This is a genomic window from Chryseobacterium sp. 22543 (genome assembly GCF_052044565.1).
GTDB lineage: Bacteria > Bacteroidota > Bacteroidia > Flavobacteriales > Weeksellaceae > Chryseobacterium.
Genome location: NZ_JBQENH010000004.1, coordinates 357,521 through 370,467, shown reverse-complemented (window position 1 = coordinate 370,467; position 12,947 = coordinate 357,521). Strand labels below are relative to the sequence as shown.

Here is a 12,947-nt window from a genome sequence, read left to right as displayed (position 1 = left end):
ATTTATGTAAATATAACAAAAAATATGAAATATATTTTTTATAATCAGCTTTCAAGATAGCGGTTCAAAGATTCCTGCAAATGATTACGGATATCATCAACTAAACCTTTAGGTTCCAAAACCGTTACTTCTTTTCCATAAGAAAGAATCTCTTGCATAAAGTCATAAGTAGGATGGAGGAAGAACTCAAAATAAATCTCTTCCGGATTTTCTTTAGTCTCTTTCTGAGATTGATGAAGAGGGAAGCTTCTGATATATTCTCCCTGATGGCGGCTGCATTTCAATACAATATTCTGTGGTTTCTGCTCTGTCAGATTCATTACTCCGAATGCATTTTTGAAATGCTCTCTGAAATTATATTTGTACTTCTCTCTAAACTGATTTTTTGCTACGTCAAGATAGTTGATTCTATCAAGCCCGAAAGATTTCAACGCTTTATCTTTTGTGTCGATGGCAATAAGATACCACCGGTCTTTGGATTCTTTTAAGGCTAAAGGATGAACTTTTCTTGAGGTCATCAGTTTGTTTTTGTAATTGTAATGTTCAAAACTTACAACCCTTTTATTTCGGATGGCGAAGAACAGGTCATAAAAATGCTCCACACCAGTGGGTTTGCGGCTTTCAAAAAAGATAAAATCTGAAAAATCGGGATGAAGATTCAAGGCGTTGCTTACCTGGAAAGATTCCAGTAATTTTTGGTTGTATTCATCCACTTCCATGATCGGGCGGCTCTCAATATAGTATCGGTTGTCCCCTTTTTTCTTGTTGTGAATGGAAAGATTAAAAAGATTGGAAATCTCCCGGATATCCCTCTGAAGAGTACGGATAGAGTAGCTCTTGATCTCAGCATCCTGGAATTCAAAAGAGTTTAGAAGATATTCCTCCAGCTGAGAATAGGTAGCTGGAGAACTTTCTAATCTTTTAATAATTAAGGCATATCTTGTCAGATAAAAATCTTTCTTCATTTCTTTTTCTTATGTTGCAGCAGAACTGCGTTTCATGGTAACGTTTTATAAGACAAATATATGCGGTTAATACGACAAAACGTGTCGTGTTTTAATTTTTGTGGAAAGTTTTAAAGAAAACTCCAACTATCAGTTTATAATTATATTCTTTTTTTCTAAAATAAACAACCGTAAAGTGTCTTAACTTTACGGTTGATATTTTTATGGAGTATGATGATTTATTTTATTTCATAAACTATCATCTTTCCGTATTCCTTATCATCTCTATCATTATATGATTCATTGAATATAAATAGCTCAGGTACTTTATCATTATTAATATCCATACTGTTAAAAGTGATCCAATCCGTAGATTCATAATGACGGATAGGTAATTTTATTTCGCTATATCCTTTTTTGGACAAAAAATAATCTTTACCTTTTTTTCTGATTTGATAATCTTTTGTATCCCAGTTGATTGTTTTATTAGAATAATTTTTAAAGTCCAAATTCATTAATTCTGACTGAAACTTATACGTTTTAAACATCTTCGTTGATCCATTTCCTTTAATTAAAGGAAGAATAGCTTTGTTATCCTTTAATAAAACTCCATTACTCCAGGTTTTAAGATTATTATCATCAACATATATACAAAATAAACTGTCATTAACATATACTTTAGCATTATCACCATAAGTCTGTTCAGTGAAAACTTCATTAATTTTCAATTGATTAGGTGTTGCTGAAACTTTTTCTTTCTGGCATGAAGAAAGTACAGAAATGAGAATAATAAATAAGATCCAACTTTTAGATTTCAGTGGGAAATACCTTTTTGATACCACCGTACTCATTAAGCTCGACCTCATAAGTATGAATTTTTTTCTTACCGGGATTATTAGGGTCTGGAAGTTCAACCTTGTGGCAAGGTGTACCATCTGGAAGATAATGTGGGATTGGAATAATTTCATGTGGTGCAGGTAATTTATTAGGATTTAAACTAAAATATTTTTCAATACGATCTGTGTCGTAAATATAAGAAGTATGTTCAAAATCAAATAATCTTTTAACATATATCTTCTCTGCTTTTTTTGTTTTCTGAAGCCAATAATATTGTCTTGCTGTGTACCAGGGTCTGGAATATTTACCTTCATTAATGTTCATATCCATTGTATTGCCTTGACCATGCCAATTATTATATCTTGAAATAGGTTTTGCAGTAAAGATTTTTGTCAGCATGAATTCAATACATCCATTGAGATCACTCCCGTTCTGTTTGTCATTATATTTTGATAAATATTCTCCATTGTCAACATAATCTCTTACTTTAAGGTTACTATTCCATCTATTTGGAAAACTTCCTACTTCGTCACCATATTTGTTTATAGATTTTCCTTTTGTTAAATAATAATAATGACACTTATACATATAATTGGTACTTCTTCCAGAATAAGCAGAAGATCTATTCATTATAACTTCAAAATTTTTATTGTTTTGAACCAAATTCAAATAGATGTAAGCTATATCCCAAAGTGCTTTTCTTCCATTACTTGATTCAACCAATACTGCAGACATAAAAATTGCCTTTTGCTCGTCACTTAAATATGTGAAAGGTTTTCTAACGGTTGAAATCAGGGATTGGTTTTCGACTTGTGGATTATCAGAAATATTGACTTCAAAAATATTACTGTATTTTGCTCCTCTTTTAGGACCACTTACTCCGAGATAGCATAGAATGGAATCAATATCTTGGTTTTTAATGGCTTTGTTTTGTGCTAACAGATTAAAAGGAATATTAATGATGAAATTATTAGCTTTTATTTCATAATACTTATCAATTATTACTTTATCATTTCCTACATTCCTTTGATTTGATTTGGCTTCAAATACAACAACTCTAATAAATTCGGTTGATTTGGGATTATAATTAGTAGATATTTCTACTTGAATATAATCATTGAAATTTTTAGGATAATGCAAAATTTGAATTGTTAAATAAGGTGTTTCACCTCCTCCGTTATCTAATCCCAGAGCTTTTATTTTAGAGGTTCCAAGTGCTTTTATTGTGCTCATTTTTTTAATTTTAATGTTATGAGAAATAAAATGGCGGATTAACCGCCATTTTGTTAAAAAATATTAGCCTAAAGTACTGGTATCTTTTTCTCCATGCTGTAATTGTGCTTCTTCATCTAAACTGAAACTTGTTTCAAACTCCAGTTCTGCTGGGTTTTCACAATTCTTAGGATCATTTTCCGGGAAAATCGGTAAAGGCTGCTTCACTGGAAGTCCTGTAGACTTATCCTGAAGAATCGTCAGTGTAGTAGGGATTCTGGTAATCCAGTATTTACCTTGAGGCTCGCCGGTTGGCTGTCTCATTTCATCTACGATACTCATGTACATGGGGTCTCCGATTACAGGTACAGATCCTCCGTTCCAGATCAATCCTGTTTCAAGGAAGAACTGAACGGCTGCTTCGAAACCTGGTTTTACAGTAACGATAATTCTTGCCATACCTGCCTGTAGGAAGCTTCTGAATAGAGGATCCATACTTTCGCTCAGGTAGAACTCCTGCCAGCTCTTACGGTTAGCCCAATAGTAAGGATAGAAGGTATAATCCATGATTTCCCATTCAAATGCCTGTTCCATAAACTTGGCAAGTGCGGTATATCTATCCAGATTATCACTCAGGTATACCTGGAAATTATCCATTGTTGTTTTCTCATCAGCACCATTTGTTAATTCCTGACCTAATGTAGACAGATAATCCTGTAATAAATAGGCAATACAATTGTGCTTTAATACATCATGCTCCATATAACGGTAGAAAGTATCCTGTCTTTCTTTAAGCTGTGCTTCTTTTTCTTTCTGCTCAGCATCCAATCTTGCCTGATCTTCCTGGAATTTTGTATAAGCTGCTTCATAGGCTTTAATAATTTCATTGAAGCTTTCTGTTTTCCAGTTATTGATAAATGCATCACTCAATTCACAATTTACCACTACTTTGATGGTATAACTTCTAACATTGTGTCCCTTTACCTGGAAAGATATATTACCTGTTATATTGAAACCAGATGATCCATCATCAAAATTAAGATCTCCACCACGTTCAGAACGGCCTATCATATCTCCTTTTAAGTTGGAGAACATTACTTCAGAATAACGTGATCCTGACCATCCGCCCCCTCTGTTTCTTGTTGATCTGCAGGCGAAGCTTGCATTTTTTCCGGCATAGTTGTCCGGAATGGTAAATTGTGTATGATCAACTCCAAAATCGTCATCTGTCTGAGGAACGCTGGAAGCAGTATGAATAACTTGTTTGGTTGCTTCCGGGAAAGCTTCTAAATTCACTCCATACTCTTGAGCCCAATGTTGGATCTGTACAATAGTTGCAGATTTTGGATCTTGCATTAACCAAGGTTCTGGTGCTTTTCTCGGATCTACAGGAGCTTTAAGAACCTGAGCTTTAGCAACAGTAAGAGCCAAACGGTGTAATCTTGAAGGCTCAGGAACCATAAACTCAAACATAGTACGTTTACCATAGTTGTAGATCTGGTTCTTCATTTTCTTGTCAATCCATCTGTAAACTCCTGTAATGTGTTTAGGTTGAGCAGCTTCAGCGTTGTCGGTATTAGTTACTTTTCCTCTGTTATCATATTCATGAACATTGGTTTCTGTATACTCTTTGATGATTTTCTGTACCCTTTCTTCCGAAATTTTAGTCAGAACTCTTTCCATTGCTCTTTCCGTAATTTCTTGAGATTTCATCATGGCCTGTCTTGTGCTGTCATGCTGAGCTGTGTTATTGGCATAGTCTGCTCCGATTTCAAACTTCATGGCACTGTCATTTCCATAGCTGAATCTTGTGTAGGCGGAAATACTTTGCTGCTTCTCAATTTCTTTGGCAACTTCGGTCTGCATATCAGTTCTTGAAGTCTTTGAGGTGTCTGACATTTTCTCTGTTTCCTGGGATTTAGATGTAGTATCCGTAATTTCTGAATATTCTCTGGAAACGGAAGACTTATGTCTCAATTCGCTTGCCATAACATTCTCAATATTGGAAACTTCTCCAGGAACATAAGCATGAACACTTTGTACTACTTTCATATAATCTGCAACCCCAAGTCTTTTTATCCCGAAGTTTTTACGTTTCTGGATCGTTACCGGTTCAGATGTTCCCGGGTTTTCGACGGCCGCACGCTTCAAGGTTAGCATTCCGGTAAGGTTTAGATCTTCTTTTGGGTATTGAATGGCAATATCTCCATAGGCCTGGCTTCCGTTATCAAAAATGATTTCTATTTTGAAACTGAAGCTGCTTCTGAACTTGTTTACCAAACATGCCGGTAAAGTAATTTTATTGTCTACCACAGGAATATTGCTGTAATTTTCTTCAAAAGTTCCGGCAGCATCTGTTGTGGCAGTGATCTTAGCGTTGGCAACACTCCACGAAACATCTTCAACCTCAAAAGAAAAATTAACAAATCCTCTGCTTCCGGATACATTGAAAGAACTGTGTGCATATAAACTATATGCCATTGGAGTTCTGGAAGTATTTTGAATAAGAGGAACTGAAGCTCCACCGATATTTGCATACTGCTGTTCCGGAAGAGGGCTGTTTTGCAGAGCGGTCTCCATGGAAGACGTAATATTGCTTTTTACAACCAGTAAGGCATCAGCATAGCTTTGGATTTCATCATCAAGAACAATGGTCTGAGCGCCAATTTTCAAAGTGTCATGTGAAAGGATCTGAAGGCCTTCTGTATCTTCTGCCAGAGAAACTAATCCCATTGTGGATTCACCGAAAAGCTCAACAAAAAGGTCAAAAGATTCCGGAGAAAGCTTTGCCTGCAAATCTTCTAGATTGATTTCATTTTTGTACGTAAATACGAAAGGAGCCACTTCATATTCCTTTAAACTGCTATAAAGACGTTCTTTTTCTTCTTCAGACATGTCCGGAGTGATTTTGCTGTCTACTTCAGCCAGCTTCTTGTCATAAAGTTCTAAACGCTCTTTGTTTTCTTCCATATATCTGGAATACTCATCCTGGTATGTCTGATGTCTGGATTTATGGAATTTTTTCTGAAGTTTTTCCAGTTCGGAATTCAGAGTGCTTAAAGATTCTTTTCTATGGATAGCTTTGCTGGCAACCAATGAAGCTCTGGCTTCAGATTCCAGTCTTTGAATAGTTTTTGCACCCAGAACCGGTTCAGATGCCTTATTAGCTGTTGTAGAAAATGAAAGGGTCTCAGTATCTTCTGAAAATAAGATGGCTGGTAGTATTATTTTTCCATCCATTGCTTTTTCCAATGGATTTTCTCCATTAATCTTGATAATTTCCTGATCGGTAAGATCCTGATTGCTGGCAAATCCAAGCTGGATAGCCATTAAAATGTGGCTGATTGATTCTTTAATGTAGAAATCTCCCTGGGTAACGATTTGATAGATATAGTTATTCCAAAGTAGGGAAAACGTTGCAATTCCTTCTGTGTTAAGCTGTCTATTGGTGTTAACAAGACTTTTGTAATATTCTGTAACAAAAGCCCAGTCATTGCTGTCTAGTGTCGCCTTTTTAGAAAGCTTTCTTCCGACTACTAGAAGGTCTTTAAATGCTCCTTCCTCAATTTTCTTTTCGCTTTCAAATCCAGCATTGTTAAATTCACCGGCAGCTCTTTTCATTGCTGAAAACTTCAGTGTTTTGGCTGGTCTTCCTACGACTGCTGTATCAAAAACACCCGTTACTCCCTTGGGTCTGTGGATAAATCCCAGGTTTTTGTCTTTGGTTTCTGTTAATTGTGGGTTTCTCAGACTTACAAATCTGAAAAGTGATTGTGATGCATTATTAGTTGTATTCATAGTATCTGTGTCTTTATAATTGATAATTCCTTCTCCTACTAAGGATTTTGCGACGGTAAATGCTGATTTCTTATCTGTTGACATTTTGTTTATTTTTTTGTGTATTCAAGAGTTAGAGTAAATGAATTAATAAGAGAATAATTATAATCTGGAACATTTAATAGTTCAATTATAGCTCGTTCTCTTTCGATGGTGATGTAAGCTTTTGTACGCCACTGATTTCCGGCAAATGCTGCCTTTACATCATCCCATTCTGTAAACATTTCATTGGAAATAATGGTTTCAAGATCTGGGAATTCAGTTTTCAAATCAATTTCACCTGTTCTTGGAATCTGATCCAGATACAGGGTTTTCTTGTAAACAGGTTTACCATTGATCCAGTTTCCGCCTGTTAGTTCCTCTTTGGTACTGTAAGAATGTTGCTTATCTGCATACTGTTTCTGGATATAATCATTTTTCTCAGCATTGTCCCCAAAATAAGTTTTAGAGCTTAATCCCCTAGGATTTGCTGCTTCATGCTCTATAAGTACAGGTTCATCCAAGTTCGGACTTGCAAAAATTCCTTTTACTCCTCCTCCGTTTGTCTGTCTTAAAGCTGCACCTACGTCACTCAACATCAAACGAGAGCCATGACCATATGCGAAAACACCACTTTCTTTACTTACAGAAACACTAGAGGCATTGGTTCCATCTAAGTTACCGGAAGACATCATAGCAGCTTCAGGAAATAAGCCGAGAATATTTTTTACGCCATCAATTTCGTTCGTTCTATAAATAATTCTTTCTTCCGGATCTTCGTCTGTAAACTGTATATTGCCTGTCATAGGAGCTCCGGTCTCCGTTCCTGTTAATGGAATGAAATCGGTAAAATCTGATAAGTTTTTATATCCAAATACATTACCGGCATTCATAACAGCTACTTTTGTATAAGTATTGTCGGCCAAAGGAGTTCTCTTTGCAGAAACCACGGCATCAAAATCTAACGTTCTGGCGGCAAAGTCTCCACCAATTAAAGGCGTAACAAAATCATGACGTCTTGCTACCGGATTTGATTCAATAACCAATTTATTGAATGTTGAGCCTCCCAATGGGGCATTACAGCCAATAACAACATTGTTGTCACCCCAAACACCCATGGCATGAGTGGTAGAAGCAGCATTATACCCAATAAATGTATTGGAACCCCACGCCCCTGAAGTAGTAACTTTTCCGTAATTCTGACCGGCATAAGCTCCGATAAATGTATTTTGAACCCCATGAGTAAGCCAGTATCCTGCTCCAACACCCAGAGTGGTATTGTACTTGCCATCAATATTTTTAACCCCTGCTTCATCTCCAACATAGGTACACCCGAGAGCCGATGTGGAGTTTTTACCGGCTTCGGTTCCCACCATTACATTATAGCTTCCGGTCGTTAAAAGCGAACCGCTATTGACGCCAACAAGAGTATTCCAATCTCCGGTTGTTAAATTTGCACCTGCAAAACCTCCTATAGCAATATCACTTAGCCCGGTTGTTAGCTTTGGCAGAGTATTGTATCCGATTCCGATTCCATATGTTCCGGTATGATCTGTATTCATATTTCCGAACCATAAAGAGTAAGTTGTAGGACTGAAATTTATTTCACCTGCTCTGCCTTCGCCCGGTTGGAAAATAATAGGTTTGGTTGTTCCGTTGCCTCTGTCAATTACATTTTGTAAATTATCATTCCCACTAAAAGTTGGTTTATCAGAAAGATCATTATAACTGCCTGTTACAGCTACTTTTTTCAGAGTGACTTTTTCCTGTCCTTCCTGAGATAAGGTCACACTTCCGTCTGAATTGGTAGTCGGGGTGATACTGAATTCCGAAAGATTGATATGAAAGGCTGATCCATCATTCTGGGTAATGGTAATGATGTTTTGAGAGGCATCATATGCTGCATTCTCAATACTGATATCACGGGTTGCCAAACTGCTTAAGTCTACTGATTTACTTTGCTGCACTCCATTCTCTCCCGTATAAAATACCGTTAAGATATTTCCATTCAGCTGTGGAGCCTGAATAGCTGTTTGAGTTTCGATTTTATTTTTCCAAAGCTCAACATTTTGTGGGCTTAGATTGGAAGCATCTGAATCTGCTTTTTGAGACAGATCATAGTCTAACTTATCTGCTGGAATTTTTTCATCTTTGTGCCAATAAGAGTTTTGCCATTCCCAGAATTCTTCTTGCACCGGAATGTCTCCGTTTTCGAAATACTTTTTTAATTCTTCTTTTGTTTTCATTTTTTGTTTTGATTGATAAGTTTAAACAATAGCTTTTTTGAGAAAGTATTGCTGGAATTACATCATTATTCTGTGAACCTGTCCAGAATAGTTGCTGTTGCCGGAATACCTGCTTCGGTAATATCCAATCCCACGGGTTTTGCAACGGTCTGAAGAGAGGAAATAGCAAATGCATTTTTTCCTACAAACTTTACCGAATTGGGAATGTCTAAAAATGTTATAGGACTTCCTGATAATTGAAATGCTCCGTCTTCAATAGTTTCAATGCCATTCTCCAATACAAGTTTTGATACACTGGCAACCCCACTTGCGAAAGCATATGATTCTACGATCTTACAAGATCCGGGAATGGTCAAAGTCCCTTTCAGATATTGTGCATTGAATGCCCTTGTTCTTATTCTTTCCAGAGATTTTGGAAATACAATTTTTGATATACGTTTGATGGGCATTGAAAAGGAAAAACCTCCAATGATTTTGACTCCTTCGGGAAAAACTATTGTAGATTCTGTACCGGTAATCTCTGTATTATCTGTGGGAGAGTAAGAGAAATCGTCGTAAATTATTAAATCCAATGAGGAGTTGTTTAGCCTTTCACTCTTATGCCAATAGGCATCCTGCCATTCCCAAAAATCTTCTTGCTTTGGGATATCTCCATTCTCGAAATAGAGTTTCAATTCTTCTTTTGTTTTCATTTGTTTAAAATTTAATTGATAAGTTGTCCTCCGGTTATTGTAACTTCAGGATCAAAAGAATACATGTGATACTTTGTGTTTTCTCCTAATATTACTTCTGTCAGTTTGTTGCCTGAAAATGCTCCCGACTCAATATTGAGAACACTGTTGGGGATTTGTACCGCCATAAGAAGGTTGTTTCCGAATGCATACTCTCTGATTTCTGTAACACCATCAGGTAGGGTTACGGAAGTAAGTTTATTAGAGCTGAATAAGGATTTTTCAATAATTTTAAGATTCTGGGAAATGATAAGGTCTGTAAGTTCATTGCCCGCAAATGCACCATAGCCAATCACGGATAGATTTTCAGGAAGCCGGAGGGAGGTTATTTTGTTGCCCGCAAATGCCAGGTTCTGAATTTCAGTGACACTGTCAGGGATGGTAATGGAAGTAATTTGTGAACCTGAAAAAGCGTTCTCACCAATACTTATAATTCCTTCTGGTATTTGTATCTCTGTTATTATGGCGCCCATTGTAAAATAATTAGGGATTCTTAAAGCTCCGGATGGTATGATTACTTTTCTTTTTAAAAAAAAGCCCATTGAAGCATTTTTATCTTTATCCATGTCAGCATAAATGATATTGTATGTACCATTTTCAAGTCCCGAGACTTTTCTCATGTCGATTTTCTCGTCTTTATGCCAATAAGAGTTTTGCCATTCCCAGAATTCTTCTTGCACTGGAATGTCTCCGTTTTCGAAATATTTTTTTAATTCTTCTTTTGTTTTCATAAAACGATGTGTGATTTGTTGGTTAATAAATTGATTGTTATATTCTGTTTTTAGTGAAACAGACTCCGCTTTTATACTATATTTTCAGACATAGTTCTGGCTGTCCAGCATTTTGTGAATGGTGAATTCAAAGATGTTGAGAATGTTTAATGAGATTGCTGTGCGCGTATTAATGAGAATTAAAAGTAGTGCTGGACAGCGTCAGAACTTGTCGTGTTTTATTTTATTTAAAAAGTATCTTCTTCAAGTATACCTTCTTCAAAATCTTCTCTGAAGAAGTTTTCAATAGTGTTGAGATAGTTTTCATAATCTATCTCAGCATTTTCGATATCGCTCCATTCTATGGTATAGAGATCTTCATCGAAGAGTATATCTGTTTTATGATCTGGTGTTTCCATGTTTTGTGTTCTAATGTGTTGGTTATATTTTGAACATATTTCAGGCTGTTCAGCATAAGTGGATGTTGAATTCAAAGGCTTTTTAAAAGTTTTTATGGATTGTTATTTTGTGTCTTTCTGATACTCCAAAGGTAGTGGGGCGAAACGACAAAACTTGACGTGTTTAAAAAATATTTTCTAATTTTTAAATATAATCTTCAAAGCTTATATTGGGTCATTATAAGGTTCAAAGCTTATATTTTGTTTTTGATGAGTTTTTGAACAATCTGATTCAAAGTTTCTCTGTTGTCATCAATATAACTCAGCCCGGCCTGTATCAGATTTTCAATATTAGACCTTCTTACGTTATCCATTGCAGGAGAAGCGTTTTTCAGTGAAGGATTCAGACGGTAATAGTTTTTCTGATTTCTCAAACCAAGGGTCTGAAACATCTGTTCCAGCTGATAATCTACTGTTTCTGCATTGGCAGACATTAAAATATCAATAATCGGGCTTACCCAGCCAATTTTTCCTGATTTTTGAAGCCTTTTAAAAGAATAAGGTCTGGCTTCAATTCCTGTTCCGATAGAAACAATAATCATATCATTTACACCCGGTTGGTTGGCTTTCTGATGGTTTTTTAAAACCTCTGCAAAAGGAATTTTTCTTGCTTCTGCATAAGCACAAAGGGCAGGATTATTGGCAAACATCCCTCCATCAATCAGGCTGAAGATCTGTCCATACATAGATTTGATCTGCACCGGACTAAAATAGGTAGGAGCAGCCGAAGTCGCCCTACAGATATCTTTTACATAGAAGTTATCTGTGCTGAGGTTGGCTTTCCATGAGTTGAAAAGCTTTGCCCTTCTGTTCTCAATATCATAACTTGTTATTAAACATGGTTTTATTAATTCTTTTAGTTCTAAATTTCCAAAAAAGTCATTTAAATTCCTTTCAAGTGATTCCTGTGGAATTTTTTCATTCAATAATCCGAATGGATTAACCAGTTTTTCCCAAAAGGAAACCTGGAAGATATCGCCACCCTTTTCCGCATATAATTCTAGTCCTTTCTGAATAGAATATTTTGCTTTTCGGGTTTCGTCGGGACATAGAATAATAGAAGCAATCAGACCTCCGGTACTGCTGCCTGCCACCAGATCAAAATAATCTCCAAGCTTTGCTGTGGGGTTATCATAATACTGGAGCTGTTCTTCTATGTAGCGCAGAATAATACAGGTGATGATTCCTCGTATTCCGCCCCCGTCCAAAGAAAGAATGGTTGTCTTTTTCATGTTATTTTTTTCATTTTTTTAAGAAACATTTAGCAGCTTTAGACAAGTAAAACCAATAGATTTCCGAAAAATATCTATTGGTTTCAGCTTATTATAAGGATTGCTTTTTTGGTGTTTTCTTATAAGCAAATATAGACGGAGGAAGCGACAGAACTTGTCGTATTATAAATAATTTTAAATGATTTTATCAAAAAAGAGGACTTTAAACCAGAGAGTTATGATGCCTGTGTTTTTTAAATTTTAAATCAATAAGAATTAAAAAACAACATAATTCTGCTTATCTCTAGGCATCTTCAAGAGCGTTCTCCAGCTGGTTTTTACAGGACCTTTTTTAGAGGGAATATTCTTTTTTTCGAAATGGGGAAGATCCTTGAAGGTTTTCCAGTTTCCACCCCAGTCCCAGCCATGGCGGGCAAAGATTTTCACACACTCATACCAATCAGCAACTTTATCATTATCCCAGTCTTTTGCCGTATCCCAGCTTGCCGTTTTTCCGCCAATTATCAGGCAGATATCTACGGCCAGACCATAATTGTGGATGCTTTGTCCTGCCTTAGCATTGGTCACTTTTTTTCCTGAGGTAATTCTTCCGATCGCATAAAGCTTTTCCTGCTCTTCAAAAGATCTTAATCCCTGAGTGATTCGTATCTTGGCTTTTCCGCTAAGTGCTTCATCACATTCTTGTATAATCTGCTTTACTTCATCTCTTACCATTGGGTGAAGCTTCTGAATTCGTTCTAAGGTTACTTTGTCCATATTTC

10 protein-coding genes are annotated in these 12,947 nt (G+C 36.2%); all 10 read right to left on the bottom strand.

Annotated elements, in window-relative coordinates; genetic code table 11:
• Nucleotides 1-44 precede the first annotated feature (44 nt).
• Nucleotides 45-965: a helix-turn-helix transcriptional regulator gene (locus tag ACTJIP_RS16080; RefSeq protein ID WP_077413398.1), complete on the bottom strand. Its 921-nt coding sequence runs from the start codon at nt 963-965 to the stop codon at nt 45-47.
• Nucleotides 966-1,183: 218 nt separating this feature from the next.
• Nucleotides 1,184-1,672, bottom strand: coding sequence for a hypothetical protein (locus tag ACTJIP_RS16075; RefSeq protein ID WP_440704838.1), 489 nt, complete (start codon nt 1,670-1,672; stop codon nt 1,184-1,186).
• A gap of 79 nt (nt 1,673-1,751) precedes the next feature.
• Nucleotides 1,752-3,014 (bottom strand): hypothetical protein, encoded by a 1,263-nt coding sequence (locus ACTJIP_RS16070; protein WP_077413400.1) that lies wholly within the window; start codon nt 3,012-3,014, stop codon nt 1,752-1,754.
• Between the two features lie 63 nt (nt 3,015-3,077).
• On the bottom strand, nt 3,078-6,875 hold the full coding sequence (locus ACTJIP_RS16065) for a hypothetical protein (protein WP_228408595.1): 3,798 nt from the start codon (nt 6,873-6,875) through the stop codon (nt 3,078-3,080).
• Nucleotides 6,876-6,880: 5 nt separating this feature from the next.
• A complete protein-coding gene (locus ACTJIP_RS16060; protein ID WP_077413401.1) occupies nt 6,881-9,055 on the bottom strand; it encodes a hypothetical protein in 2,175 nt (724 codons plus the stop codon).
• Nucleotides 9,056-9,120: 65 nt separating this feature from the next.
• Nucleotides 9,121-9,747, bottom strand: coding sequence for a leucine-rich repeat domain-containing protein (locus ACTJIP_RS16055; RefSeq protein ID WP_180564946.1), 627 nt, complete (start codon nt 9,745-9,747; stop codon nt 9,121-9,123).
• An 11-nt stretch (nt 9,748-9,758) separates the two neighbouring features.
• On the bottom strand, nt 9,759-10,517 hold the full coding sequence (locus ACTJIP_RS16050) for a leucine-rich repeat protein (protein ID WP_440704837.1): 759 nt from the start codon (nt 10,515-10,517) through the stop codon (nt 9,759-9,761).
• A gap of 227 nt (nt 10,518-10,744) precedes the next feature.
• A complete protein-coding gene (locus ACTJIP_RS16045; RefSeq protein ID WP_175627173.1) occupies nt 10,745-10,915 on the bottom strand; it encodes a hypothetical protein in 171 nt (56 codons plus the stop codon).
• Nucleotides 10,916-11,148: 233 nt separating this feature from the next.
• Nucleotides 11,149-12,186, bottom strand: a complete 1,038-nt coding sequence (locus ACTJIP_RS16040) for a patatin-like phospholipase family protein (RefSeq protein WP_077413405.1) — start codon at nt 12,184-12,186, stop codon at nt 11,149-11,151.
• Nucleotides 12,187-12,441: 255 nt separating this feature from the next.
• Nucleotides 12,442-12,942, bottom strand: coding sequence for a M15 family metallopeptidase (locus ACTJIP_RS16035; RefSeq protein WP_077413406.1), 501 nt, complete (start codon nt 12,940-12,942; stop codon nt 12,442-12,444).
• Nucleotides 12,943-12,947 lie beyond the last annotated feature (5 nt).